This window comes from Gordonia crocea, assembly GCF_009932435.1.
Taxonomy (GTDB): Bacteria; Actinomycetota; Actinomycetes; order Mycobacteriales; family Mycobacteriaceae; genus Gordonia; species Gordonia crocea.
The window spans coordinates 1,665,360-1,692,231 of sequence record NZ_BJOU01000001.1; the positions used below are offsets into that span (position 1 = coordinate 1,665,360).

A 26,872-nucleotide genomic window follows, 5' to 3' on the forward strand; every position below is an offset into this window, starting at 1 on the left:
GGGGTACGCCCACTGTGTTTGAAAGAGATTCACGCGGGCGCACTGATATTCCGACGCAGGTGCACCACGCGAGTTGCCGCCTCTGGCACTGACTAGGCTGTTGGATGTGACCGACCACGACGAGATGGACGACCGGAGCCCGGCAGTACGAGCCCTTGGCGCCACTCTCGCCGCGGTTGCAGGCGGGGTGGCCGTCGCGGTGTTCCTGCCGTCGGCGCCGACCGCGCGGGCCCTGCTCGGTCTGCGCGACCCGGGGGACATCACCACCTACGGGGTTCCCGCGGTCACCGCCATCGGCTATGTCGTGGTGGCGTTGGCCGTCGGGTCGGCCCTGTTCGCGGCGTTCTTCGTCCCCCCGCAGCGCGACGGGGTGTTCGACATCGGGGGCTACCGCGCGATGCGTTGGGCGGGCCGGTTCTACGCCGCTTGGGTCGTCTGCTCGGTGGCGATGATCGCCTTGTCGGTATCGAACTTGGTCGGCAAGTCCGTGTGGTCGCTGGTGTCGTCGGGGGACTTCTTCACCGCCTATTCGACGGTCGCCGACGCGCGCACCTGGACCGTGACGGCGGTCTTCGCGCTCATCGCGATGGTCTTCGGCCGCGTCGGCATGCACTGGGGCTATTCCTTCGGCGCGTTGGGGTTCGGGGTGGCGTCGCTTATCCCGTTGGCCCTCGCCGGACATTCCGCGGACGGCGGCAACCACGACCTCGGGGCCAACAGCCTCATCTTGCACATCGTGGCGGCAGTCCTCTGGCTCGGCGGCCTGTTCGCCGTCGTCACCTATGCACTTGCCGCCGGGCGCTGGCGGGGACTGGCGGTCCGCCGGTTCTCCCGGGTCGCGTTCTGGCTGATCCTCGTCGTCGGGGTATCCGGGGTGATCAATGCGGCGATCCGTGTCAGCGCCGCCGACCTGTTCACCTCCACCTATGGGTGGATCATCGTGGCCAAAGTGGTGGCGCTGGTGGTGCTCGGCGTGCTCGGCGGACTGCACCGTCGGCGGACCATCGCCGAACTCGATGCGAACCCCGACGCGTCGCGGTCGCTGTTCGTCCGTTTCGGGCTCGTCGAGTTGCTGGTGTTCGCCATCACCTACGGCATCGCGGTGGCGCTCTCGCGCACGCCGCCGCCGCCGGGACGGGTGCGGACCGACATCCTGCCGATGGAGGAGAAGCTCGGCTACCTGCTCGACGGACCGCCGACACCGGCCCGGTTGGCCTTCGACTGGCGCTTCGACCTGATCTTCGGCACCGCGGCGATCGTGCTGTGCGCGGTGTACCTGCGGGGGGTGTGGCGCCTGAACCGGCGTGGTGACGCCTGGCCGGTCGGCCGGACCGTTTCCTGGGTCCTCGGATGCCTGGCGCTCCTCGTCGCGACGTCGTCGGGGCTGGGCCGCTATGCGCCGGCCATGTTCTCCGTGCACATGGTCAACCACATGATGTTGTCGATGCTCGTGCCGGTCCTCCTCGTCCTCGGTGGGCCGGTCACGCTCGCCTTGCGGGCATTGCCGGTGGCCGGGCGCGACAACCCGCCCGGCCCCCGCGAATGGGTGCAATATGCGGTCAACAGTCCCGTCGCCAGGGTTCTGGGCCATCCGGCGGTGGCGGTGGTCATGTTCGTCGGCAGCTTCTACGTTCTCTATCTCGGTGGATTGTTCGACGTGGTGGTGCCCCACCACAGCGCGCACCTGCTGATGAATTTCCACTTCCTGCTCTCGGGCTATCTCTTCTACTGGACCGTGATCGGTATCGACCACGCCCCCTACCGGCTTAAGCCGCTGGGCAAACTGGGCATCGTCTGGGGCACGCTGCCGCTGCACGCGTTCTTCGGCGTCGCCCTGATGATGACGTCGGCGGTGATCGCCGAGGACTACTACCGCGGGCTGCTGCTGCCGTGGAATTCCGACCTGTACTCCGACCAGCGCGTCGGCGGTGGAATCGCCTGGGCCGCAGGCGAAATCCCGTTGGTCTTGGTGATGATCGCGTTGCTGGTGCAATGGCGCCGGGAGGATGCGAAAGAGGCGCGGCGCTATGACCGCAACGCTGAGCGGGACCACGACGCCGAATTGCGCGATTACAACGAGATGCTCTCCGCCCTCAACGAGGGCAAGCGCTAGATCCTCGGTCGCGCGTCCGTCGCACCTTGGTGGCGGGGGTCATCCACAAGGGCTGAGTTATCCCCAGACCGCTGCGCCGGGTCTTGTGGAGCCGCGTTCCCGGCACGACCCTGGGTAGGTCCGATCAATCTCGCCTTGGGGGAGGCCACCATGTTCGAAACGTCGATCACCGTCATCGGCAATGTCATCACCGATCCGGTTACGAGGAACACGTCGGCGGGGGAGGTGGTGTCCTTCCGCATGGCGAGCAATTCTCGCCGTCGTGATCCGGTGACCAATGAGTGGATCAACGACAAGACCCTGTTCCTGACGGTCTCGTGCTGGCGCAAACTGGCCGCCGGTGTCGCCGCGTCGGTGGAGAAGGGCCGCGCGATCATCGCCTCGGGCACCGTTCACACCTCGGAGTACACGACCGGCGACGGCGAGTACCGGGCCAGCCTGGAGATGAATGCCACCGCCGTCGGCATCGACTTGAGTCGGTCCATCGTCAAGGTGTGCGGGTATCCCGCGGGACCCGCGCCGATCGTCGAGGTCGTCGATCCCGACGCGCCGCAGATCGAGTCCGACCCGGATCCGGAAAGCAACGGGAGTCCCGAGCCCGAACTCGCGCCGGCCTGAGGCTGGGTCACCCGGTGCAGTCTGGTCGGGGCCGTTCATACGCCCGGCGTGTGCGTGGGTGTCGTGGACCGGCCCCGACCGGGCCGCTTTCGCTATGAAGTTCTCAAGGTACGTGTGTGGCCCCGTGATTGTTCGAGACCGAAGGTGCTGCGCTGGGTTGAAATCGCTGGGTGGAAAGCTCAGGTGAACGGTGGTGCTAGGCGGCGGCGTGGTTGGCGAGGGTGAGGGTGCGTCGGTTGTGGCAGCGGATCGGTTCACCTCCTTCGGGTGGTTGGAACCAGGGATGGCCGTCGAAGCCGATCTGGATGTTCCAGCCTTTGCCGTGGATGTAGGTGTGGTGATGCAGCGGGCAGAGCAGCACCGTGTTCTTGAGGTTCGTCTCGCCCCCATCAGCCCAATGTTTGATGTGATGCCCTTCGCACCAGGCTGGTGGTCTGCCGCATCCGGGGAATTGGCAGCCACCGTCGCGGGCTTCGAGTGCTTTGCGCAGAGCGCCGGTGACGAACCGTTGGGTACGTTTGGCATCTAACGGCACCGAGTCCGCAGTGAGTAGGGCGGTCACTTCGGTGCAGCCGCAGGCGATTTCACGTGCCGTCTCGGCGGAGACCGAGCCGGTGAATCCCAACCGCGTGACTCGCGAATCTCCTTCACCACCGCTACCGACCAGGACAGGCAAGGGCACGGTCATGGTGATGTGCGGGACGATCCCGCCGACGGTCGGACGGTTTCGGGACGCCAGATAGGCGGTGATCACGCTGACCAGGGCATCGGCGGTGCGTTGCGCCCTTGGACGCGGATCCGGGGAGCCATCAGGCGCTGGGATCGGCTTCGCGAGTGCATCTAACGCGGTGTGGAGTTTCTCCCCGGACAACTGGTCGAGGTCCGCTTCGAGGGTCACCCGTCCCTCATCGGTGCGCGACACGGTGGCCTGGTTCAACGACGGATTGTCCGCGGGCGGGGTGCTGGGTGGATCCAGGGGCGCCAACTCGTGGCCGAGTTCGCGGGCTTTCTCCATCACTTGGGCGGGTTGATCGATCCGGGCATGCGCCAACAATGTCGTCGCAGTCTTGTTCCGCACCTCGGCAAATCCGTCAGCCCCCATGCGGGTGGCGATGTGGTCGAGACCGCGGATCACCGCATCCGCATGGTCGATGCCCAGGTCGCCGTCGCGGACCTCGCGCACCACGTTCGGCAGATCATTCAGATGCTGGGCCAGCCGGGCGACCCGGTTGATGGTGGCGGGCGCCAACGGTAGTTCCCGCAAGAGGTCACGGCCGTTCTTCAACCGGTGCCGCACTGGGATACCGACCTTCTCCGCCCGCGCCGTCGCGGCAGCCAAGAGATAGGAGGCGATGTTGCCCATCCGGACCGCGGTGACCATCACCCCCAACACGGCCTTGTCGTCGGCGATAGCTTCCGCCGTGGCCAACAACGCACCCACGCCGGTCCCGGATTCGACGGCGGTTGGCGCCAAATCATCGGCCAGGTCGGTGACGAATGTGGCGAGTTCGTCGTGGTTCATGTGACCCCCATGCCCGGGTTCGCATCATATTGTGCGGACTCGGTTAGAAACTATGTGCTGATGACCTTCTATCTACATTCTAGCGTATGCCAGAGGTCTGACAAGGGAGATTGTTATGGCTTGAGCTGGGGCGATGGGGACCGTCAGTCGTTGGGATTGTGCCGGGCCGACGCCATCATCTCGTACGGGTGTGGGGTCAGGGCCAGGCGCACGTTGGTGCGTTTGACGAAGGTCTTGAGCGCGATTCGATCGCCGGTGGACGGCTTGATGCCCAGGAGTTCGGCGGCACGCGGGTGCAGCATGGCCCGGATTGCGGCCGGCGGAACGCGGCGCGGGTACCAGGTCGGCGGGTTGAGCGTCTCCTCGAGCAGCTGGCCGGCCTCCGGGCTCATGCGCAGCTTTGTGGACACGAAGTCCTCGGAGTAGTCGACGAACTCGCGGTAGGTGTCGGGCTGCGCACGGTCGGAGATGTCGTATTTGGCGTACCAGAGCTTGCACTCCCGGTAGAGCTGTTCCTTCTCCGCGTTGCCGATGCCGCCGTGGAACAGGTCGATCGACGTGTACAGCGCGTCCAGGTAGGTCGCGTGCTGATAGAAGAACAACTCGGGGTTGAGCGAGTGGTAGCGGACGCCGGCGCTGTCGACGCCTTTGACGTGCGAGTGTGCCGTGCGCATCACTGAGCGCAGGTCGCGGTTGCTGTAGGCGATGTAGACCATCTGGCCCACGGCGCGGCTCTTGTGTGCCCACAGGCCGCCGTGGACGTGCTCGACGAGGCTGGCGGCGTTGCCCGGGTGCAGGATCTGCAGTGACAGTGCCCGCGGGAGTGTGTAGGCGAAACGTTTGTCGCCGAGGTATCGGTACACCAGCGGCATCGGTGTCTGTCGGCGTGAACGGTGGCTGGTCGGGTCGAGTGCCGAGGATGCCATGCCGCCATCGTAAATATGAGAACGGGAGTTGTCAGTTGTGAAGTGGCCGCTGTGGCGGAGTCGGGACGTTCGTCCTCGTGCTGTTGGGAGGTGTTTCGGCCGCCTGGGTGAACGCGGGCGGATCGCCCGGCCGGATCGCCACTACAATGGAGAGCTGTTGTGCCCAGGTGCCGTGAGAAGAGGGAAATCCGTTGGCTGAGTTCATTTACACGATGAAGAACGTGCGTAAGGCGCACGGTGACAAGGTCATCCTCGACAACGTCACGATGTCGTTCTACCCCGGCGCGAAGATCGGCGTGGTCGGCCCCAACGGCGCGGGCAAGTCGTCGATCCTCAAGATCATGGCCGGGATCGACAAACCGTCCAACGGTGAGGCCTTCCTCGACCCCGGCGCCACCGTCGGAATCCTGCTTCAGGAGCCGCCGCTCGACGAGTCCAAGACGGTCAAGGGGAACGTCGAAGAGGGCATGGGCGAGGTCATGGTCAAGCTCAAGCGCTACAACGAGGTTGCCGAGTTGATGGCCACCGACTACTCCGACGAACTCATGGAGGAGATGGGCCAGCTCCAGGAGGCGCTCGACGCCGCCGACGCGTGGGATCTCGACTCGCAGCTCGAGCAGGCGATGGATGCGCTGCGTTGCCCGGCGGCGGATTCGCCGGTCACCCACCTCTCCGGTGGCGAGCGACGCCGAGTCGCGCTGTGCAAGCTGCTGCTGAGCAAGCCGGACCTGCTGCTGCTCGACGAGCCGACCAACCACCTCGACGCCGAGTCGGTGTTGTGGCTCGAGCAGTTCCTGGCGAACTACGCCGGCGCCGTGCTCGCCGTCACCCACGACCGGTACTTCCTCGACCATGTCGCGCAGTGGATCTGTGAGGTCGACCGCGGCAAGCTGCACCCGTACGAGGGCAACTACTCGACCTACCTGGAGAAGAAGGCCGAGCGCCTCGAGGTCCAGGGCAAGAAGGACCAGAAACTGCAGAAGCGGCTCAAGGAAGAACTCGCCTGGGTCCGTTCCGGCGCCAAGGCCCGGCAGACCAAGAACAAGGCGCGTCTGGCCCGCTACGACGAGATGGTCGCGGAGGCCGAGAAGCAGCGCAAGCTCGACTTCGAGGAGATCCAGATTCCGACGCCGCCGCGTTTGGGCGACGTCGTCGTCGAGGTCAACAATCTCGACAAGGGCTTCGACGGCCGCGTCCTCATCAAGGACCTGAGCTTCACGCTGCCGCGCAACGGCATCGTCGGCGTGATCGGCCCCAACGGCGTTGGTAAGACCACGCTGTTCAAGACCATCGTCGGGCTCGAGGAGCCGGACTCGGGCACGGTGAAGGTGGGCGAGACGGTCAAGCTGTCCTACGTCGACCAGACCCGCGCCAACATCGACCCGAAGAAGACCGTGTGGGAGGTCGTCTCCGACGGGTTGGACTACATCGAGGTCGGGCAGAACGAGATGCCGTCGCGCGCCTATGTGAGCGCTTTCGGCTTCAAGGGGGCCGACCAGCAGAAACCGTCGGAGGTCCTCTCCGGTGGTGAGCGCAACCGCTTGAACCTGGCGCTCACCCTGAAAGAGGGCGGCAACCTGATCCTGCTCGACGAGCCGACCAACGATCTCGACGTCGAAACCTTGTCGTCGCTGGAGAACGCGCTTGAGCAGTTCCCGGGCTGTGCCGTGGTCATCTCGCACGACCGGTGGTTCCTCGACCGGACGTGTACCCACATCCTGGCGTGGGAGGGCAACGTCGAAGAGGGGAAGTGGTTCTGGTTCGAGGGCAACTTCGAGGCCTACGAAGCCAACAAGGTCGACCGCCTCGGCGCTGACGCCGCCCGTCCGCACCGGGTCACCCACCGCAAGCTCACCCGGGATTGACGGAGGATCCGGGCGAAGCCGGTTTATCCGCGCTATCCGACAATTGGGTCATCGGCCGATTCGGCATCACGAATCTGGGATTCTTCTCTTGACCCGACGATCGTCGGGAAGAGAGGTGGATTGGCAATGAGGGCATATGCGACGAAGGCCGTTGTTGCCGCGGCGGTGGCCGCGACGACCGCGTCCGGACTGGGATTGACGGCACACCCCGGCGACGCCCACGCGGCACCGGGAGTGTCCGGCCCCTACTTCGAGCCGTCGAATCAGGCGGGGTTCATCTTTATGCGCACGTCGAACAACACCGGCTGGTGGCGGGCCGCCCGGTGGGGTGGCATCTACCGGGTGGTCGTGCAGGAGAGGCCCGACAGTCCCCACGCTTTCGACCGGTGGAAGACGGTGGGGGCCTTGCCGGAGAACTTCCGCAACACCGTGGGCGGCGTCTACATCAAGCACCGGTGGACCAAACTCCGGCTATGCCGACAGGATTGGAGTAGCCATTGGCGCGCCAAGACGATCGGATGCACCGTGGAGTTGACGGTCTACAACCTGAATCGGGCGGCGCCGCCGGTCTATCGCGGTGGCGGCGGCGGCCAGGATAAGAACCTCAGGGCCGGCGGCGGCGGCGAAAGCCACAGCTGATGACACCTGGTTGAACCCCAGCGCGGTGCCGCACCGAAGCGGTGCGAAGTCACTAGCATCGCAGGTGTGACCCCGCCGCCGGTTTTCGAGGAGATCAGGACCCAGCTGAGTGCTGCCGGGGTGGTGGTTCCCGACGACGACCAGCGCGCCTTCGCCGAGGTCGCGGCACGGCGCCCCAACGGCGAGCCGCTGGTCGTCGTCGCCAGCCGTGGCGGGCAATTCTCGACGTTCGTGGTCACCGACGACATGCCGATGATCGTCGACGCGGTGATGGGCGCTGCCGACTCCGCGGGTATGCGCGTCGAATCCATCGACCACCCGGTGGTCGCGGTCCGGCGCGCGTCCGACGGCGGGCTGGCGGAGGTTGGCACGCGGGCCGGTGACGACGAGTCGTGGATCCTCCTGCACACACGCGCCGTGGGTGCGGTGGCCGAGGACCCTGGTGAGCGGCTCCATGACGCGATCGCACGGTCCCTCTCCGCGGTCGCGGCGATTCATGCCGATCACGATGCGATGCTCGCCGCTTTGCCCCGGTTGGCCGAGGAGGTCGAGGACGACGGCGACCGTGAGCTAGCGGCACTCCTGCGCTGGCTCGCCGACGGCAATTTCGTGCCGCTCGGCGAGGTCGACGGGGATCTGAAGCGGGGGATCTGCCGACCGGGCCTGGCCGACGGTGAACTCCCCGTCGAATCGTCGGACGTCCCGCTGGTGGCGCGGTGCTACTTCCCGATGCTGGTCACCCGCACCGACTATCCGCTGATCGTCGCGCTGCCCGGGGAGGGGGGCGCACACCGATTCGTTGGACTGCTCAGCACCGCCGGCCAGAGTCAGCCGGTGTTCGACGTCCCGGTGGTCCGGCGCGCGGTTGGCGAGGTGTTCGACGAGGCGGGCATCGATCTGGACTCCTATCTGGGGGAAGCCGTCGCGGAGTATCTGCAGGCCTATCCGCTGGCCGAGCTTTTCGCCACCCCGACGGCCGAGTTGTCGCGTCGGATGCACGAGCTGCACGACGCGGTGGCCTCACCGGCATTGCATGCGTTTGTGCGGGTCAGCCCGGCCACGCGCACCGCCACGGCGTTGGTCTACCTGCCGCGGGAGCGCTATAACACGACGACCCGACTGCAACTGCAAGACGTCTTGGCCGCCGAGTTCGGTGGTGTCGACGTCGAATACACCGGCCACGTGGGCGACGGGCCGCGAGCGTTGCTGCAGGTCCTCATGCACATCGATGCCGACGCCGGTGAGCAGTCGTATGCGACGGGCAGCGAGGCGCAGCACGGGTTGGTCGAACGACTCGCACAGGTGATCGTGACCTGGGACGAGCGGCAGGTCTATGCCATGTCGCCGGGCGAGGTCGCCGTGACCGCGCCCGGGCCGCGCAGCCTCGTCCTGTACATCTGCGGCGGCTCGGCCGATCTGACCGACCTGCTGCCCGTCTTCGACAGCCTCGGTGTCCGCGTCGCCGAGGAGCAGGCGTTCCGCATCGACCGGGCCGACGGCGTCACCTGCTGGGCCTACGACTTCGACGTCGAACTCCCCGACGTCGAGCAGGTCGCCGACACCACCGACCCCGCCGCCACCGAACGGCTGATCGAGGCCTTTGAGGCGATCTGGCGCGGCGACGCCGAGCGGGACGCCTTCAACCGACTGGTCCTCGGTATCGGGCTGACCTGGCGCCAGGTCGCCGTGGTGCGGGCCTACCACCACTACCTCCGGCAATGCGGATTCGCCTATCGGACGGCCTACGTCGCGGAGGTGCTCGCCTCCCACCGCGAGGTGACCACGGCGCTCGTGTCGTTGTTCGAGGCGACCTTCGACCCGGCGCAGGTCGACGACGAGCGGCGGGCAGCCGCCGCGGCTCGCCTCGACGAGGAGGCGGCCAAGGTGCTCAGCCTCGACGCGGACCGCGTCCTCTCGGCGCTGCGGTCGGTCGTGCTCGCCACCCTGCGGACGAATGCCTTTGTCTCCCAAACCTATTCGCCGGGCGTGCGCCGCGCCTTGGTCTTCAAGCTTGCGCCGCAACAGATCCCGCTGGCCCCGGCGCCGCGGCCGCGGTTCGAGCTGTACGTGCACTCGCCGCGCGTCGAAGGGGTGCACCTGAGGTTCGGGATGGTGTCCCGCGGTGGACTGCGGTGGTCGGATCGCGGCACCGACTACCGCACCGAGATCCTCGGCCTGGCCAAGGCGCAGTCGGTGAAGAACGCGGTGATCGTGCCGCTGGGCGCCAAGGGCGGGTTCATCGTCAAGGGGGACCGCTCGCCGACGCGCGACACCGTCGTCGCACGGTATCGCGAGTTCATCGCGGGCCTGCTCGACGTCACCGACAACATCGACGCGGCCACCGGCGCCGTCATCACCCCGGACGGCGTGGTGCGCCGCGACGGCGACGACTCCTATCTCGTCGTCGCCGCCGACAAGGGCACCGCCTCGTTCTCCGACGAGGCGAATGCGGTCGCCGCGGACTACGGCTTCTGGTTGGGCGACGCCTTCGCCTCCGGGGGCTCGGTGGGCTACGACCACAAGGCCATGGGGATCACCGCGCGCGGCGCGTGGATCTCGGTGTTGCGCCACTTCGCCGAACTCGGCATCGACCCGCACGAGCAGGACATCACCGTAGTCGGGATCGGCGACATGAGCGGCGACGTCTTCGGCAACGGGATGCTCCGGTCCGACCACATCCGGCTGGTCGGCGCCTTCGACCACCGCCACGTGTTCCTCGACCCCGACCCCGACGCGGCCGCCTCCTACGCGGAGCGCCGACGGCTCTACGAGTTGCCGCGGTCGTCGTGGGCGGACTACGACTCCACCCTGATCAGCGAGGGCGGCGGCGTGTACAGCCGGGACCGCAAATCGATCCCGGTGACCCCGCAGGTGCGTGAGGCGCTGGGCATTGCGCACGAGGTGACCGAGCTGTCGCCGCCCGAGTTGATCCGGGCGATCCTGCTCGCCCCGGTCGACCTGCTGTGGAACGGCGGGATCGGGACCTACATCAAGGCGTCGTCGCAGACCGACGCCGAGGTGGGGGACAAGGCGAATGACGCGGTCCGGGTGGACGCCGACCAACTGCGGGTGACCGTCGTGGGGGAGGGTGGCAACCTCGGCGTCACCGAGCAGGGCCGCATCGAGGCCGATCTGCACGAGGTCGCGATCAACACCGACGCCTTGGACAACTCCGCCGGCGTCGACTGCTCCGACCACGAGGTCAACCTTAAGATCGCCCTGCAGGCCGCGGTGGCGTCGGGGGCCCTGGCCGCCGACGAGCGCCCGGCGCTACTCGCGTCGCTGACCGACGACGTCGCCGCCGCCGTCCTCGCCGACAACGTCGCGCAGAACAACGAGCTCGGCTTCGAGCGGACCCAGGCGGCGCGCTATGTCGACACCCACGAGCGGATGCTCGCCGACCAGGCGGATCGTCGGCACCTGGACCTCGCGCTGGAAGGGCTGCCGACACCTGCGGCACTGCGCGACCGGTACTCCGCGACGGCGGCGGCCGGGCGGGCCCGCGCACTGACCTCGCCCGAACTCGCCACCCTGATGGCCCACGTCAAACTCGAGCTGAAATCCGACCTGCTCGAATCGGACCTCCCGGAGAACGACCTGTTCACCGCGAGGCTGCACGACTACTTCCCGTCCGCCGTGGTCGAGCGCTTCGCCGTCGACCTCGACGGCCACCGGCTGCGGCGCGAGATCATCGCGACCAGCATCGTCAACGACGTCGTCGACCTGGGCGGACTGTCCCACGTGTTCCGCCTCGGCGAGGGCGGCGGGGTCGGCTCGGTGGACGCGGTCCGCGCCTTCGTGGTGGTCAGCGAGGTCTTCGACCTCCTGCCGCTGTGGTCGCGGGTGGTGGATACCAGGGTGGCGACCGCGGTCGTCGACGCGATGCTCTACTACTCGCGGCGTCTGCTGTTCCGCGCGTCGCGCTGGTTCCTCGCGACCCGGCCCCAGCCGCTGGCGCTGGCCGCCGAGGTCTCGCGCTACCGCGACGGGGTGGCCGCCTTGCGCGACGACCTCTACGGCTGGCTGGGCACCGCCTCGCGGGCCGACGTCGACTCCCGCGCCCGGCGGCTCGTGCTCGAGGGGGTCGACCCGGATCTCGCGCGGACCGTCGCGCTGAGCCTGCACAGCTATGCGCTGCTCGACATCATCGACGTCGCCGAGATCACCGACCGCGACCCGGCTGAGGTGGGGCTCATGTACTGGACCCTGTGCGAGCGGCTGGCCGTCGAGCAGTTGCTCACCGCGGTGACCGAGTTGCAGGCGCGGGACCGGTGGCAGGCGCAGGCGCGGCTGGCGATCCGCGACGATCTGCACGGGGTGTTGCGGACCCTGACCCAGACCGTCTTGCAGCAGGGCGACCCGGGCGACTCGCCGGCCGAGCAGGTCGCCGAGTGGGAGTTGCGCAATGCGGCCCGGCTGGCCCGGGTGCAGGCGACCATCGGCCAGGTCCGGGGGGCCGGGGAGTACGAGTTCGCCTCCCTCTCGGTGGCCGCCCGTGCGTTGCGCAGCATCGCCTTCTGACCGCCGCCCGCGCCGAGTGGGCTCTCCATCCCGCCGAGTGGACCCAGTGGGACAATGGGCGGCACAACCGATGACGTTCGACAGGAGAGGCGCTGCGCTGATGGAGATCCCCGAGGACGGGTGCCGGACAGACCGCGGCTATCTGGTCAAGGTCCCGGTGCGCTGGTCGGACATGGACGTGTTCCAGCACATCAACCACGCGCGCATGGTGACGCTCATCGAGGAGGCGCGCATCCCGTGGCTGTTCTTCGACGACCGGCCCACCGCCTCGTTGCGCGACGGCTGTGTCGTCGTCGACATGCACGTCAAGTACCAGGCGCAGCTGCGCCACGACCAGTCGCCGATCGAGGTGCTGATGTACGTGGAGAAGCTCCGCTCGGTCGACTTCATCGTCGGCTACGAGGTCCGACCGGCCGGCGCCGACCTCGACTCCAAGCCCGCGGTCGTGGCGAGCACGCATCTCGCGTCCTTCGACATCGAGACCCAGCGCCCGAGTCGGATGACCGACGAGGCGCGGGCCTACCTCCGCGAGTTCCTGCGGGAGCAGTGACATGAGCGACCGGAACCTCACCCTGGCATCGGCCGCCGACGCCGCCGATCTGGCCGCCTTTGCCGGACGGCTGCTCCGGCTCGACGAGGCGGCGGTCATCCGCCTGCAGCAGCGCGACGACGGCCTCGTCGGGATTTGGGGCACAACGGGATTCGAGGTGTTGGCGACCCGGGCGGTGTTCGGCTCGCTGAGTCCGGGCGATGTGGTCTGCGACGCCAACGTCCTGCGCGCGGCCGCGGAGACCGGGCAGCGCGACATCGACCCGGGGTTCGCCCTCGACAGTGCGTGGCGCGGCGCGCTCCCGCCGCAGACGGGCTACCACCACGTCGACGATGTTCCGTTGCGGACCATCGTCGACCTGGCCCAACGCGGCGCCGCCCTGGCCAAGGAGCCGGTCGGCGGCGGGCACGGGCCGGTCACCTCGCTGCTGGACCAGGTCGTCCTGGAGGTCACCGACCCCGACGGTGAGACCTCGGTCGGCATCGCGCTGCGATCCCTGTTCGCCCTCACTGGAATGGGATTCGCCCGCGACCGCAACGGCCGGGCGATCACCGACTCCTCGGCGCTCGACGACATCGCCGACGACGAGCCGGTGCGCGTGCGCGCCAGCGCCACGTGGATCCGCCTCGACGCCCGCTTCGGTGCGGTCTACCAGCGCCGCGGCGACCAGTTCGCCGTCACCGTTCTCTGACCACCCCTCGCCAACCGCCGTTCGCCAACCCGCAGTTCTCCAACCCACAGATCTCCAACCCGCAGTTCTCCAACCCTCAGGCGGGTCGGCCGCCGCGGCTCAGCGGTGCGACACCAGCCACACGGCGGAGTTGCCGGGCAGCCGGCCGTCGATGAAGGGTTTGCTGGTCAGCAACACGTCGCCCGGCGGGACGGACACCGGCGTCGACCCGGTGTTGAGTGCACACACCAGGTGTCCGGTCGAGCGGCGGAACGCCAGGCAGCCGGCGGGTGCGCCGTACCACTGCACGTCGTCGCCGCGGAACTCGGCGCGGTGATAGCGCAACTCGATGGCGCGGCGGTAGAGCGCGAGAGTCGAGTACACGTCTTCGAGTTGGTGCTCGACGGTCAACGAGGACCACTCCGGGGGCATCGGCAGCCACGTGGTCGGGTTGGTGCTGAACCCGAACGGCGGTGCCTCACCCTCCCAGGGGATCGGCACCCGGCAGCCGTCGCGGCCGCGCGCGGTGTGCCCGGACCGCTCCCACACCGGGTCCTGCAGCGCCTCGTCGGGGAGGTCGACGTTGGGCAGCCCCAACTCGGCGCCGTTGTAGATGAATGCCGTTCCGGGCAGCGCCAATTCGACGAGGATCATCGCCCGCGCCCGGTCGGCGCCGATGGCGAGCCCTTCCGGCGAGTCGTCCGGGGCGTACCGGGTGGCTTCGCGGTAGACGTCGTGGTTCGACAGCGCCCACGTCGGTGGCGCGCCGACCGAGGCGACCGCGGCCAGCGAGTTGTCGATCGCCTCGCGGATCTCGTCGGCGGTGAACGCCGCCATGGCCAGGCGGAAGTTGAAGCCGAGGTGCAGTTCGTCGGCGCGGAGGTAGGCGGCGAACTGCGCGTTGTCGTCGACCCAGATCTCCCCGACGGTGAAGGCGCCCGGATACTCGTCGACGACGGCGCGGATGCGGCGGTGGATGGTGTGCACGCCGGGGTTGTTGAACCGCGGGTCGCTGTCGGTGTGGCGCAGGATCTGGGCCGCGTCGAGATCCATGTCGGGCAGCCCGGGGGCCTTGGCGAGACCGTGGGCCACGTCGATGCGGAACCCGTCGATGCCGCGGTCCAGCCAGAACCGGAGGGTGTGCTCGAGGTCGGCGACCACCTCGTCGTTCTCGAAATCCAGGTCCGGTTGTTCGGGGGCGAACAGGTGGAGATACCACTGGCCCGGCGTCCCGTCGGGCTCGGTGATGCGCGACCACGCCGGACCGCCGAACACGCTCACCCAGTTGTTCGGCGGCTGTTCGCCGTGGGGGCCGAGGCCGTCGCGGAAGTAGTAGCGCGCCCGCTCGGGGCTGCCTGGACCGGCCGCCAGGGCGGCGGCGAACCACGGGTGTTCGATGCTGGTGTGGTTGGGCACCAGGTCCATCGCGACGCGGATCTCCCGGGCGTGGGCCTCGGCGACGAGGCGGTCGAGGGTCGCGAGGTCGCCGAACAGCGGGTCGATGGCCCTCGGGTCGGAGACGTCGTAGCCGTGGTCGGCCATCGGCGAGGCCATCACCGGGGAGAGCCAGACCGCGTCGACGCCGAGGAGCTCGAGATGGCCCAGTTTGGCGATGATCCCGCCGAGGTCGCCGACGCCATCACCGTCAGAGTCGGCGAAGGACCGTGGATACACCTGGTAGACGACCGCGCGCCGCCACCAATCGTTGTCGGCGGGGTCGAGCTGTCCGGAACCGCGGTACTGCGGCGGGGTGGTCGCAACGGTGGACCGCACGATGTTAGGGGTGGTGGGCCGGGTGGAGCGGACGATGTTCGGGGTCGCGGCAGACCGCACGATGTTCGGAGTCTCGCTCATTCGTGCTGCGGATTCCCTTCGGATCAGAACGGAGCGTTCACCAGCGAATTGGCGGCCATGTTCATGTAGTCGAGCAGTGCGCGGCGGTGGTCGTCGTCGATCACGTCTGCCGGGATCGCGGCGATGGCCGTCTCCATGCAGCGTAGCCACGCGTCCCGCTCGATGGGGCCGATGTGGTACGGCACGTGACGCATTCGCAACCGCGGGTGTCCGCGCTCGTCGGAGTAGGTGTGCGGTCCGCCCCAGTACTGCTCGAGGAACATGCGCAGGCGCCGTTCGGCGGGCCCGAGGTCTTCTTCGGGATACATCGGGTGGAGGATCTCGTCGCGGGCGACTTCCTCGTAGAACCGTTTGGTGATGGCCTCGAATGTCGGATGGCCGCCGACCTCGTCGTAAAAGCTGGGCACGGATCCCATTGTCCACATCCGGGTTCACCGGGGCGAATCACGCGTTATCGTCCAACGACGACGATGAAGGGGGAACGGGATGATTCGGCGCCGGTTGAACCGACGACGGTGGGCGGCGGGCGCCCTTGCCGCTGTGGCCCTGGTGGCGGCGGGCAGTCCGGGCCTTGCCGACGCGCGGCCGCACTTCCCGGTGAACTACGACTTCGCGTCGGCGTTCGCGTTGGGCAGCCTGGCCGCCGACACGCCGCCGCCCGGCGCGAACCGGCCCTCGTGTCGAGGAGCCGTCCATCCCCGCCCGGTCATCCTGGTCCACGGGTTCATGGCCAACCAGAACAACAGTTGGCAGGCCTTGGCTCCGCGACTGGCGAACGAGGGCTACTGCGTCTTCACCCTCACCACGGGACAGCTGCCCCCGGGTGGGCCGTTCGGCAATCTGGACCGGATGTCGGTTTCAGCCCGACAGTTGGGTGCGCTGGTCGACCGGGTGCGCGCGCAGACCGGCGCCACGAAGGTCGACGTCATCGGGCATTCGCTCGGCGGCACGGTGCAGTCGATCTACATCAAGCACCACGGCGGCGCGGCGAAGGTGGCCCGCGCGATCTCGCTGGGCGGTGTGGTGTCGGGATACCCGACGGTCAGCGGGCTGGCGACCGTGGAGATCCCGGGGATGCGCAAGCTCTTGGAGGGCCCGTGCCCGGGATGCAACGAGTTCGCCGACCCGCGCACGTACACCCAGCTGCGCCAGACCGATCCGCGCGTGCAGTACGTCGCCATCGCGAGCACCCACGACGAATTCGTCACCCCGTACCGCAATGCGCTACTGCCGGCGGCCCCGAATGTGACCAATGTGGTCGTGCAGGCGGTGTGTCCACGGTCGGTGGTCGGGCACACGGCACTCATCTACGACCGCGGTGTCATCGAGCTGATTCTGAACCACCTGGACCCGGCCCGTCGTCGTCACATCCCATGCCAGCCGGGCATACCGCTCTGATTCCCACCGGATAGATATCGCGTGCGAGATGGCGTCGGGCGTGGTTGTCTGGACACCGTGTTTGTGAGTACGTGGCAGCGACAGCGGGTCTTGCTGCTCAACGCCACATTCGAGCCGCTCACCGTCGTGACCACACGACGGGCCATCGTGCTCACCATCACCGGCCGCGCCGAGACCGTTCACGTCGACGAGGAGAACGCGGTCGCCCACTCCGAGCAGTTGGCCATACCGGTGCCGTCGGTGATCCGGCTGAGCCACTTCGTGCGCGTGCCCTACCGGGCACAGATCCCGATGACGCGGGCCGCACTCATGCGTCGCGACGCGTCGCGGTGCGTCTACTGCGGCGACCGCGCGACGACGATCGACCACGTCGTGCCGCGCAGCCGCGGCGGGCTGAACACCTGGGACAACTGCGTGGCGTGCTGTGCGCCGTGCAACCGCCGCAAGGGCGACCGGTTACTCCAAGAGATCGGTTGGTCGCTGCACCGCGAGCCGACGGCGCCGAAGGGGCGGCACTGGCGCCTCCTGGCGACCGTCACCGACATCGACCCGGTGTGGGAGCAGTATCTGGCCGCCTGATCGGCGCGTCAGCCCAGGCGCCGCAGGAAGTCGACCTGGTGGCGGGCGACCTGCTCGAACCAGTTGTTCCCGGCGACGCCGGCGAAGACGTCGAAGTGGTCGCACGGGTAGTGGCGCACCTGGGCCCGGGCGGCGAACGCCGCCTTGGCCGCGGCGTGCGGGGGAGCGCCCTGGTCCAGGTCGGCGATCTGGACCAGCATCGGCGCGGTGATCTGCTTGGCGTAGCGGCCGGGCCGGTGCAGGGCGATCTCGGTGCCGATCGTCGCGTCGACCTCGTTGCGCCACGACGGTCCGGCGAGCTCGGTATAGGCCTCGTAGTAGCCGGGGGCGGTCAGCGCGCCGAACTCGCCGGGCCGGGCCACGATCGGAATCGTGGCCGGCGTCTTGCCCGTCATCTGCCGCACCGAGCTGCGCCATCCCGTCGTCGTGGACCTCAGCAGACTGGCCGGGGTGTGCAGCGGGAGCGAGTGGCGTGCGGCGGAGAGGCCGCTCACCATCGGGACCACCGCGATGATGGCGGCCACATCGGTGCGGGAGGCACCGACTTCGAAGACGTGTCCACCCGATTGGGACACCCCCCAAAGCACCACCGACGCCGGGGCGACGCCGGGTTGGCGCTTGGCCGCGTCGCAGGCGGCGTGGTAGTCGGCGACCTGGTTGCGCATCGACACCCGTTGGCGTGGCAGGCCCGCCGACTGGCCGAAGCCGCGGTAGTCGAAGGTGAACACCGGGTGGCCGGCCGCCTGGAGGGCGCGGGCGTACGGGTCGAGTCCGGTGTCCATGGTGCCGCCCAGGCCGTGGCCCATCACGACGGTCGGCGCCGGGTCCGGACCGGGCGCGGGGTAGAACCAGGCCGCGCATTTGTCCCCGCCGCTGGTGAACGCCACGTCGACGCGGTCGGTCGTCGTCGGGCTCATGCCGTGGCCTCCGTCGTCTCGCCGGTGGTGTGTGCGCCGGGTTTCGCGGCGGAATCGGCCGCGCCGACGCCGGACCAGCGGGGCGGGCCCAGTTGTCGGGCACGGGCAAGGCCCTCGGGGATCTCCTTGGTCCGCATGTTGTGTTCGTAGAGGAAGTAGTCGAGCTGCTGGGTGTGGCGCGGGCGGTCGAGCATGTGGCCGGTGTAGAGGGCCATGTCCTCGTCGATGACGCGGCGCATCGTCTCGATCGGCGGGAGCCGGTAATTGCCCGCGGCGTAGGCGCCGACGAGTCGGGCCTGCGATTCGACGAAGGGGAACAGGGTGGGCGTCGCCTGCGCGAAGCCGTGGAAGACCAGGTCGTCGATGCCGGGGTAGAACATCCGCTTGTACAGGTCGATCCGGTTCTCCGGGGCGCTGATGAAGTCCTCGTCGAAGAACGGGAAGGTGATGTTGTAGCCGGTGGCGTAGATGATGATGTCGAAATCCGCCGAGGTCCCGTCGTCGAAGTGGACGGTGTCGCCGTCGAGGCGGCTGACATTCGGCTTGGGAATCACGTCGCCGGAGCCCAGGCGCAGCGGCAGGTCGATGGACTGCGTCGGGTGGGCCTCGAAGAACTTGTGGTTGGGCGTGGGCAGGCCGAAGTTCTCCGGCCGGCCGGCCATCGGGATCATCATCTGCAGGAACTTGCGCTGCCACTTGAGCGGGATGTGCGGCGACGTGCGGTAGAACTTGTCGGCCGGCGTGCCGCCGTAGTACTTCGGCACGATCCAGGCGCCGGAGCGGGTGGAGAGCATGAGCGTGTTCTGCAGCGCTTTGGAGGACAGTTCGACGGCGATGTCGGCGGCGCTGTTGCCCAGCCCGACGACGAGGATGCGCTTGCCGGTGAAGTCGTGCGGGGTCTTGATGTCGATGTAGTGGTGGGCGTGCATCTCGATGCCGGTGAACTCGCCGGGGAAGTCCGGGTAGCGCGGGTCCCAGTGGTGGCCGTTGGCGACGACGAGCAGGTCGAACCGGCGCGTCCCGGTCTTCTCCGTCCTTAGTTCCCACCCGCCGCCGGGTAGCCGCTGCGCGTGGACCACGCCATTGCGAAACTCGATGGTGCGCTTGAGGTCGAATGCGGCGGCGTAGTCCTCGAGGTACTGCTTGATCTGGGTGTGGTGGGGGAAGTCCGGGTATTCCTCCGGCATGGGGAAGTCGCGGAACGACAGCTGGTGCTTGGAGGTGTCGATGTGCAGCGACCGGTAGGCGCTCGAGTGCCCGTTGGGATTCCCGAAGGCCCAGTTCCCGCCGATCCGGTCGGAGGATTCGAAGACGGTGTGGTCGATCGCGTAGTCGGTCAGCATCTTGGTCGAGGTCAGGCCGCTGATGCCGGCGCCGATGACCGCGACGGTGGGGGTGCTCATTCCGCGAGAGTACACAGAAATACTAATGTGTCTACCCGCTTTGCCGATCCGCGGGGATACACTGCGCGCCATGGTGCGCACGGAAACCCTTGCGACGCGGGAGCGCTTGCTCGACGTCGCCGACGAGATGCTCGCCGACAAGGGCATCCGCGCGACGACGATGAGTGCCGCGGCCGAGCGGGCCGGGGTGTCGCGCGCGTGGTTGTACCGGTTGTTCCCCGACAAGAACGCGCTGGTCGGCGCCGCGCTGGTCCGCATGGTCGAAACGACGTGGGAGCGCAACCACGCCGAACTCGAGGCCATCGACGGATTCGAGGACCGGCTGGTCGCCGGTGTGCAGATCGGCCGACGGGCCTATGACGACCCGGGCGCCACGCTGATGCGCCTGCGGACCGCCGAGCCGGAGGAGTTCGCGGCGGCGATCGGCGTCGGCGTCGCCGGCCTCGTACCCGACCTTGCCGCCTTCTGGCACCGCTACCTGCAGGCGGCGGTGGGCGACGGGGAGATCCACGCCGACACCGACGTCGACGAGGCATCCGAGTGGGTGGCACGAGTCCTGATCAGCCTGGGGAGCGTGCCGGGAAACCGGCTGGACGCCGACGACCCGGCTTCGGTCCGGCGCCATTTTCGGCGCTATGTGTTGCCCGCACTACGCCTGGCTCCCGAGCACTGATAAATTCAACTCATACAGCCAACCGAAAGTGAGGGCCAGTCGTGGTCGAAGACCTCATTGTTCCGATCGGACTGCCGACGGTGATCGCGGTGTGTACCTCGGTCATCTTGTGCGTGCTCGCGATGACGTACCTGACCTTCTTCGGGAAGACGAAGTACCAGGCTCCCACGCTGTACACGCTCGACCAGCCCTGGGACCGCGATCCGATCCTCTTCTCCGCAACCGGGGTGCCGAACATGGCCCTTCCGTCGCACGCGGAGGAGTCTGACACCGAAGGTGGTGCCGCTCATGGCAAGTGGTGACGTCGTCGCAAACAACCCGGTCGGCGATCTGCCGATGGGTGCCGTGGTGACCAACAGCGGTCGCGTCTCGGCGGTGCGCTTCCCCGACTCGGAGGTGCCGGGCTTCCCGTTCCCCGCCAAGGATCTCGCCCGCCTCGAAGAGACGTTGCGGGACTGCTCGGAGCGCGCCCGGGTCCGTTTCTCGGTCTACCTCGGCGACCTCGGCTCCGATCCGGTGGCCGGTGCGCGGGAGGTCCTGCTGAAGGGCCCCGAGCCCGCCCACGGCACGCTCATCGCGGTGTCGCCGAACTCGAAGGACATCGCCGTGGTTTCCGGCAGCGCCGTCGCCGGCCGGGTCAACGACCGCGTCGCCGCGCTCGGTGTGACCGCCGCGGCCGGTTCCTTCCGTCGCGGTGAGTTGATCGACGGTCTGGTCTCGGCGCTGCGCGTCATGACCACCGCAGCCGTCGCGCCGTAACTCAGACACAAACGGGCGGGATGGGCGATATCGCCCATCCCGCCCGTTTCTGTTCGGGCGTGCGGCTCAGCCGAGGACGCCGTTGGCGGCGAGCTTGGAGACCTCGTAGCTGCCGCTGGCGACGGCGACCGGAACGGCGACTGCCGCGCCGCCGAGGATGGCCCCGGTGGTGCCGATGGTGCCGGCGCCGACCACGCAGCCGAGGACGACCGGGAGGACGGGAACGGGCACCGAGACCTGCATGGCCACCGCGCCGATCGGGCAGCCGATGGCCGCACCCGCGACGCCGCCGACCATGGCGCCGACGCCGTAGGCGAAGCCGAAGTGGGTGGCGACGTTGCCGATGGCACCGTAGACCGCCTCCTCCTTCTCGGCGGCGGTCAGGGCCTTCTTGGGCTCCGCGGCCGGGTTGGTCGCGGCGGCCTTGCCGGGCTGGAACGGGCTGTTCGTCATCGTCACCGGGCGCTGGTTCGACGCCTGGAGGCCCTTGAGCTTGGGATCGCCGTAGACCGTCTTGCCCCGGGTGTCGGAGACCGCGAATCGCCCGTTGGTGGTCTTCAGCACGCCCCACGGGGTGGTGATCTCCGCGGCGCCGGACTTGGCGTCGCCGGTGTAGGTGACGCCCTGGGCGAGCCCGACGGAGACGCGGTGCGGGTTTACCGGTGCGACATGCGACTTGACGGGCTTCGCGGGCTTGGCCGGCGCGGCGTTGGCCAAGCCGGATCCGAGTGCGAGTGCACCGCCGGCGATGGCGGTGGCGGCGATTCCCTTGGTCACGGTGTTCATCATCGATTGACTCTCTTTCGTGAGACCGGCAAATGCGGGTCGAGCATGGTTGTGCCGGGCGAATGCGATCTTTTCTGGCGCCGTTGCCAACACTGCCCAATTGACACGACTCCACGTTGCCGGGCGAGGCAGATTCTGCTTCTACCAGCGACATGTCGTCGTGCCACTGTGTTTATCAATCCGTGATTGGGGAGGCAAGCGGAGCAGCTGCAGGCGCGGCTTCGGGGGTACTCGCCGGTGTGTGTAGGAGAAGTTAACGACTGTTTTCCCGGTGCCGTGAAATGCGGGGCGAATTCATTCCGCGGGTCGATAGAAATGCCGTGGCAATGTCTGATCAATGCGACGGAAACAGCCCGGGAAAGGCCAATCGGGGATTGGTGTAACGCACTTCACAAGCCAGGGCGCACGGATGTGAGGCTGGGGTTGTGAGGTGTACCGCCGTGGTGGCGCGGGTTAGGCGTGCGCGGGTTCCCCGGCGGCGTCGAGTTCGAAGGGGATCTCGCCGCGCAGGACTCGGTCGGCGCGGTCGCGGTCGATCGTCTTGGTCCACGTCCCGATGAGCAGGGTGCCCACGGCGTTGCCGGAGAAGTTGGTCAACGCGCGCGCCTCGGACATGAACCGGTCGACGCCGACCACGACGGCCACCCCGTCGAGCAGATCCGGCCGGTGGGCCTGCAGCCCGCCGGCCAGCGTGGCCAGACCGGCGCCGGTGACGCCCGCGGCCCCCTTCGACGCGATGATCATGAAGGCCAAGAGCCCGAGCTGCTCGCCCAGACTCATCGGGTCACCGGCCGCGTCGGCGATGAACAGCGACGCCATCGTCAGATAGATCGCCGTGCCGTCGAGGTTGAAGGAATAGCCGGTCGGCACGACGATCCCGACGGTCGGCGTCGACACGCCCATGTGCTCCATCTTGGCGATCAGCGAGGGGAGCGCCGGTTCCGACGACGAGGTGGCGACGATCAACAGGTATTCACGGGCCAGATACCGGGCCAGCCGGAAGATCGAGAAGCCGGTGACCAGCCGCAGGACCAGCCCGAGGATGACGAAGACGAACAGAATGCAGGTCGCGTAGAAGGCGAGGACGAACACGAACAGCTCGCGCACCGCCGACCAGCCGGTCTGGGCGACGACACCGGCAATGGCGCCGAACGCGCCGATGGGTGCGGTCCACAACACCATCGACAGCACCTTGAAGACCAGCTTCTGGAAGTAGCTGACCGCGGTCAGGATGGGTTCGCCGTCCTTGCCGAGGGCTTGGATGGCGAAACCGACCAGCAGCGCCACGAACAACGCCTGCAGCACCTTGCCCGAGGTCAGCGCCGACACCAACGTGTCCGGGATGATGCCCTGGAGGAAGTCGATCGTGTCGCCGGCCTCGTGGGCCTTGTCGGCGAGTTCGGCGCCCTTGGCGGCATCGGGGGTGAAGTCCAACCCGGTCCCCGGCTTGAGCAGGTTCCCGACGATCAGGCCGATCCCCAGCGCCGCGGTCGACATCGCCAGGAAGTAGACGAAGGCCAGCCCGCCGACCTTGCCGACCGTCGCCGCCTTGCGGACCGACCCGATGCCGATGACGATCGTGCAGAAGATGACCGGCGCGATCATCATCTTGATCAGGTTCACGAACATCGTGCCGAGGAAGGCCACGTCCTTGCCGACTTCCGGCGCCGCCAATCCGACGATCACCCCGGCGACGACGCCGACGATGACCATCAGGTAGAGCCAATGGCTGCGGTTGCGCTTGGGCTTCGGCGTCGGCGGGAGCTGCTCGATGTCGGTGGCCATGGCTCTCCTGGCGGGTTAGGGGGATTCGGTCCGGTCGTACTGCTGCGCTCGCAGCGACCGGGCCACGCCGTCGCGGCCCTCGAGGACCAGGCGCCGCAAGGCCGGCGGGTGGTCGCCGGCCAGGAAGGCATCCGCTCGGGCGAGGCCCCCGTCGCTGATATCCCAGCCAGGGTAGAGGCCGATCACCACGGTTTGGGCGACTTCGCTCGAACGCCGTCCCCACACGTCGGCGACCGTCTGGAAGTACTGGTCGGCGTAGGGGGCGAGCAGCTCGTCCTGTCCGGGGCGCACGAAGCCCTCGGCGATGGAGCGCACGGTGATGTTGGGCAGCGAGTCGTCGGCCATCGCGGCCGCCCACGCGTCCGCCTTCGCCTGCGCCGTCGGGCGGGCCGCGCGCGACGCGGCGGCGTTGCGGTGTCCGGCGGCGGTCTCGTCGCGGGCCAGCTCGGCGGCGATCTCGGGGGTGTCGATCACCCCGGCGGCGGCCAGGGCCTTGACGATGCGCCACCGCAGGTCGGTGTCGACAGCCAGGCCGGCCAGCCCCTGCGACGCCGGATCGGCACCGTCGAGCAGGGACTGCAGCACCGCCTGCTGCGGGCCGAAGGTGACCCCGGTGAGCAGGGTGTTGAGGAAGGCGAGCTGATGGTCGGAGCCGGCCTCGGCGCGTTGGGCGAGGTCGAGCAACCGGGCCGAAAAGGCCGGCCAACCCTGCGTCGTGGCCCACGTCGGATTGGCGTAGGAGTCCAACGCGGTGGTCGCCTGCAGCAGGACGCGCTGCACGACGCCGATCTGCGTCTCTGCCGCGATGCCGCGAGACACCAGGTCGACGAACGACCGCGCGGTCATCTCCGCCTGTCGCGTCATCTCCCAGGCGGCCGACCAGATCAGGGTCCGCGGCATCGGGTCGGCGATGTCGGCGATGCGCTCGGTGGCCACGCGCAGCGAATCGGGGTCCAACCGGATCGAGGCGTAGGTCAGATCGTCGTCGTTGAGCAGGATGAGCTCGCCCGCGTCGACGCCGACCAATTCGTCGACCTCCGTGTGCTCCCCGTCGATGTCGAGTTCGACGACGGTGCGGCGCACCAACTTGCCGTCGGCATCGGAGCCGTAGATTCCCACCTTCATCCGGTGTACGCGGGTCTCACCGGCACCGGGGGCGGCGCCCTCTTGCAGGATCGCGAAGCGGGTGAACGTCCCGTCGTCGCCGATCTCGAAGTCGGGCCGCATGACGTTGATGCCGGTCGTCTTGAGCCACTGCGCGCCCCACTCGGACAGGTCGCGGCCCGACGAGCGCTCCAGCGCGGCCAGCAGGTCGGCGAAGGTGGCGTTGGCGAACTTGTGCGCGGCGAAGTAGTCGCGCAATCCGGCCAGGAACGGTTCCAGGCCCACATAGGCGACCAGCTGCTTGAGCACCGAGGCGCCCTTGGCGTAGGTGATGCCGTCGAAGTTGACCTCCACCGCGGCGATGTCGGGGATGTCGGCGGCGATGGGGTGCGTCGACGGGAGCTGGTCCTGGCGGTAGGCCCACGACTTCTCGACGTTGGCGAAGCTGGTCCACGCGCCGGTGTACTCGGTGGCCTGCGCCTGACACAGCACCGAGGCGAAGGTGGCGAAGGACTCGTTGAGCCACAGGTCGTCCCACCACGCCATGGTGACCAGGTCGCCGAACCACATGTGTGCCATCTCGTGCAGGACAGTCTCGGCGCGCCGCTCGTAGAGGTAGTTCGTCACGCGGGAGCGGAAGACGTAGTCCTCCAGGAAGGTCACCGCGCCGGCGTTCTCCATCGCACCCGCGTTGAACTCCGGCACGAACAGCTGGTCGTACTTGCCGAAGGCGTAGGGGATCCCGAAGTTGCGGTGGTAGAAGGCAAAACCCTGCTTGGTCTCGGTGAACAGCCGCTGCTCGTCCATGTACGGCGCCAACGACTCGCGGCAGAACAGGCCCAGGTCGATCGTGCCGTGCTCGTCGGAGTAGGTGTCGGTCCAGCGCCGGTACGGCCCGGCGATCAGTGCGACGAGGTAGGTGCTCAACAACGGGGTCGGCGCGAAGACGTGGACGGTGCCGCGGTCGCCGGGGGTCGTCGACGCCGTCGCACCGTTGGAGACGACCTGCCAGTCCGCCGGCGCGGTGACCGTCACGTCGAAGACGGCCTTCACGTCGGGCTGGTCGAAACAGGCGAACATGCGCTTGGCGTCGGCCGTCTCGAACTGGGAGTAGAGGTAGACCGCGCCGTCGGCCGGATCGACGAAGCGGTGCAGCCCCTCGCCGGTGTTGGAATAGGCGCAATCGGCCACGACGACGAGTTCGTTGCGCTCGGCCAGGTCGGGCAGGGTCAGGCCGACCTCCTCGTCATATCCGTCGACGACGAGGGGGGCGCCGTTCAGCGTCGCCGAGATCAGTTGCGGGGCAACGAGATCGACGAAGGTCGAGGCGCCCGGCGTGGCGCCGAAGCGGATCGTCGTGGTTGAGCGGAAGGTCTGCTCGCCGGGTTTGCCGGCCCCGTCGGTCAGGTCGAGGTCGATCGCGTAGGCGACGTCGGTGAGGACGCTTCGGCGAGCAGCGGCTTGGTCTCGGGTCAGGTTCGGCGCAGTCACGGGTTAGAGGGTAGCCGTGGTCGCCGTCGTGGGCCGGTCAGGTGGGCGGACTCGTCGGCATCCGGGTAGAACGGAGACATGACCAATCGTGTGGATTTCTGGTTCGACCCGTTGTGCCCGTGGTGCTGGATCACCTCCCGGTGGATCCTCGAGGCGGAGAAGGTCCGTCCGATCGACGTGAACTTCCACATCATGAGCCTGGCGTACCTCAACGAGGACAAGGACATCCCCGACGACTATCGCGAGCTGCTGAAGAACGCCTGGCGGCCGGTGCGGGTGCTGGCCGCCGCGGCCGCGGCGCGCGGCGACGAGGTGTTGGCGCCGCTGTACGCGTCGATGGGGACCAGGATCCACAACGAGGGGGACAAGGACTTCGACTCGGTCATCGCCGGGGCGCTCGCCGATGTCGGCCTGCCCGCCGACCTGGCCGCGGCGGCCGACTCCACCGAATACGACGACGCGATCCGCGAGAGCCACCACGCGGGGATGGACAAGGTCGGGCCGGATGTCGGCACGCCGACCATCCACGTCAACGGCGTCGCCTTCTTCGGCCCCGTCCTCTCGCGCATCCCGCGCGGCGAGGATGCCGGTTCGCTGTGGGACGGGGTCGTCGCGGTCGCCGCGAACCCGCACTTCTTCGAGCTCAAGCGCACCCGGACCGAGGACCCGGCTTTCGACTGAGCCGCTCGGGCGGGTGTC

General features: G+C 68.2%; 22 protein-coding genes. 13 read left to right on the forward strand and 9 right to left on the reverse strand.

The genetic code is table 11. From position 1 onward, the window contains the following. Positions 1-124: 124 nt before the first annotated feature. Positions 125-2,113, forward strand: coding sequence for a bifunctional copper resistance protein CopD/cytochrome c oxidase assembly protein (locus tag nbrcactino_RS07840; RefSeq protein ID WP_161927658.1), 1,989 nt, complete (start codon positions 125-127; stop codon positions 2,111-2,113). A gap of 150 nt (positions 2,114-2,263) precedes the next feature. Continuing rightward, positions 2,264-2,731: a single-stranded DNA-binding protein gene (locus nbrcactino_RS07845; protein WP_161926844.1), complete on the forward strand. Its 468-nt coding sequence runs from the start codon at positions 2,264-2,266 to the stop codon at positions 2,729-2,731. Between the two features lie 196 nt (positions 2,732-2,927). Here nbrcactino_RS07845 and nbrcactino_RS07850 read toward each other — a convergent pair whose 3' ends face one another. Together nbrcactino_RS07850 and nbrcactino_RS07855 are read right to left on the reverse strand one after the other, a co-directional pair. After that, positions 2,928-4,253, reverse strand: a complete 1,326-nt coding sequence (locus nbrcactino_RS07850) for an HNH endonuclease signature motif containing protein (protein WP_161926845.1) — start codon at positions 4,251-4,253, stop codon at positions 2,928-2,930. 143 nt (positions 4,254-4,396) lie between these two features. Beyond that, positions 4,397-5,179, reverse strand: a complete 783-nt coding sequence (locus tag nbrcactino_RS07855; RefSeq protein ID WP_228460735.1) for an oxygenase MpaB family protein — start codon at positions 5,177-5,179, stop codon at positions 4,397-4,399. A gap of 191 nt (positions 5,180-5,370) precedes the next feature. Between nbrcactino_RS07855 and ettA the strand changes: the two genes are divergently transcribed. The 5 genes from ettA (at position 5,371) to nbrcactino_RS07880 (ending at position 13,445) form a co-directional block, all read left to right on the forward strand. Then, on the forward strand, positions 5,371-7,044 hold the full coding sequence (gene ettA, locus nbrcactino_RS07860) for an energy-dependent translational throttle protein EttA (RefSeq protein ID WP_161926846.1): 1,674 nt from the start codon (positions 5,371-5,373) through the stop codon (positions 7,042-7,044). A 126-nt stretch (positions 7,045-7,170) separates the two neighbouring features. Then, the gene (locus nbrcactino_RS07865) at positions 7,171-7,683 is read left to right on the forward strand and encodes a hypothetical protein (RefSeq protein ID WP_161926847.1); all 513 of its coding nucleotides are present in this window, start codon (positions 7,171-7,173) and stop codon (positions 7,681-7,683) included. A 66-nt stretch (positions 7,684-7,749) separates the two neighbouring features. Next, positions 7,750-12,204, forward strand: a complete 4,455-nt coding sequence (locus tag nbrcactino_RS07870) for an NAD-glutamate dehydrogenase domain-containing protein (RefSeq protein WP_161926848.1) — start codon at positions 7,750-7,752, stop codon at positions 12,202-12,204. Between the two features lie 100 nt (positions 12,205-12,304). Further along, positions 12,305-12,754 (forward strand): acyl-CoA thioesterase, encoded by a 450-nt coding sequence (locus tag nbrcactino_RS07875; RefSeq protein ID WP_161926849.1) that lies wholly within the window; start codon positions 12,305-12,307, stop codon positions 12,752-12,754. A 1-nt stretch (position 12,755) separates the two neighbouring features. Further along, positions 12,756-13,445 carry a DUF8010 domain-containing protein gene (locus nbrcactino_RS07880; RefSeq protein WP_161926850.1) on the forward strand — a complete coding sequence of 230 codons (690 nt, stop codon included), beginning with the start codon at positions 12,756-12,758 and terminating at the stop codon, positions 13,443-13,445. A gap of 99 nt (positions 13,446-13,544) precedes the next feature. Here the strand turns inward: nbrcactino_RS07880 and nbrcactino_RS07885 are convergent, their stop codons facing one another. Continuing rightward, positions 13,545-15,278 (reverse strand): glycoside hydrolase family 13 protein, encoded by a 1,734-nt coding sequence (locus nbrcactino_RS07885; RefSeq protein ID WP_161926851.1) that lies wholly within the window; start codon positions 15,276-15,278, stop codon positions 13,545-13,547. A 23-nt stretch (positions 15,279-15,301) separates the two neighbouring features. Continuing rightward, entirely contained in the window at positions 15,302-15,694 is a 393-nt protein-coding gene (locus nbrcactino_RS07890; protein WP_161926852.1) for a globin, read from the reverse strand. Between the two features lie 70 nt (positions 15,695-15,764). Between nbrcactino_RS07890 and nbrcactino_RS07895 the strand changes: the two genes are divergently transcribed. Then, the gene (locus nbrcactino_RS07895) at positions 15,765-16,676 is read left to right on the forward strand and encodes an esterase/lipase family protein (RefSeq protein ID WP_161926853.1); all 912 of its coding nucleotides are present in this window, start codon (positions 15,765-15,767) and stop codon (positions 16,674-16,676) included. A 63-nt stretch (positions 16,677-16,739) separates the two neighbouring features. Next, entirely contained in the window at positions 16,740-17,255 is a 516-nt protein-coding gene (locus tag nbrcactino_RS07900) for an HNH endonuclease (protein ID WP_228460737.1), read from the forward strand. 8 nt (positions 17,256-17,263) lie between these two features. On the opposite strand, the gene nbrcactino_RS07905 is transcribed toward nbrcactino_RS07900, so the two are convergent. Continuing rightward, on the reverse strand, positions 17,264-18,172 hold the full coding sequence (locus nbrcactino_RS07905; RefSeq protein ID WP_161926855.1) for an alpha/beta hydrolase: 909 nt from the start codon (positions 18,170-18,172) through the stop codon (positions 17,264-17,266). Then, complete coding sequence (locus tag nbrcactino_RS07910) at positions 18,169-19,575, reverse strand: flavin-containing monooxygenase (RefSeq protein ID WP_161926856.1); 1,407 nt, start codon at positions 19,573-19,575, stop codon at positions 18,169-18,171. The genes nbrcactino_RS07905 and nbrcactino_RS07910 overlap by 4 nt, the downstream gene beginning before the upstream one ends. 70 nt (positions 19,576-19,645) lie before the next feature. Here nbrcactino_RS07910 and nbrcactino_RS07915 point away from each other — a divergent pair, with 70 nt between their 5' ends. Genes nbrcactino_RS07915 through nbrcactino_RS07925 form a run of 3 tightly spaced genes read left to right on the forward strand, consistent with a single transcriptional unit; the run spans position 19,646 to position 21,007 of the window. Then, the gene (locus nbrcactino_RS07915) at positions 19,646-20,248 is read left to right on the forward strand and encodes a TetR/AcrR family transcriptional regulator (RefSeq protein ID WP_161926857.1); all 603 of its coding nucleotides are present in this window, start codon (positions 19,646-19,648) and stop codon (positions 20,246-20,248) included. 41 nt (positions 20,249-20,289) lie between these two features. Then, complete coding sequence (ctaJ, locus tag nbrcactino_RS07920; RefSeq protein ID WP_161926858.1) at positions 20,290-20,550, forward strand: aa3-type cytochrome oxidase subunit CtaJ; 261 nt, start codon at positions 20,290-20,292, stop codon at positions 20,548-20,550. Beyond that, entirely contained in the window at positions 20,537-21,007 is a 471-nt protein-coding gene (locus nbrcactino_RS07925; RefSeq protein WP_161926859.1) for a DUF5130 family protein, read from the forward strand. Before ctaJ ends, nbrcactino_RS07925 begins: the two co-directional genes overlap by 14 nt. A gap of 66 nt (positions 21,008-21,073) precedes the next feature. Here nbrcactino_RS07925 and nbrcactino_RS07930 read toward each other — a convergent pair whose 3' ends face one another. The 3 genes from nbrcactino_RS07930 to pepN all read right to left on the reverse strand — a co-directional run bounded on the left by nbrcactino_RS07930 (position 21,074) and on the right by pepN (position 26,173). Next, positions 21,074-21,784 (reverse strand): hypothetical protein, encoded by a 711-nt coding sequence (locus tag nbrcactino_RS07930; RefSeq protein ID WP_228460738.1) that lies wholly within the window; start codon positions 21,782-21,784, stop codon positions 21,074-21,076. Positions 21,785-22,246: 462 nt separating this feature from the next. Further along, complete coding sequence (locus tag nbrcactino_RS07935; RefSeq protein WP_161926860.1) at positions 22,247-23,578, reverse strand: cation:dicarboxylate symporter family transporter; 1,332 nt, start codon at positions 23,576-23,578, stop codon at positions 22,247-22,249. A gap of 15 nt (positions 23,579-23,593) precedes the next feature. Further along, a complete protein-coding gene (pepN, locus tag nbrcactino_RS07940) occupies positions 23,594-26,173 on the reverse strand; it encodes an aminopeptidase N (protein ID WP_161926861.1) in 2,580 nt (859 codons plus the stop codon). Positions 26,174-26,251: 78 nt separating this feature from the next. On the opposite strand from pepN, the gene nbrcactino_RS07945 reads away from it, so the two are divergent. Beyond that, complete coding sequence (locus nbrcactino_RS07945) at positions 26,252-26,854, forward strand: mycothiol-dependent nitroreductase Rv2466c family protein (RefSeq protein ID WP_161926862.1); 603 nt, start codon at positions 26,252-26,254, stop codon at positions 26,852-26,854. The last annotated feature ends 18 nt before the right edge of the window (positions 26,855-26,872 follow it).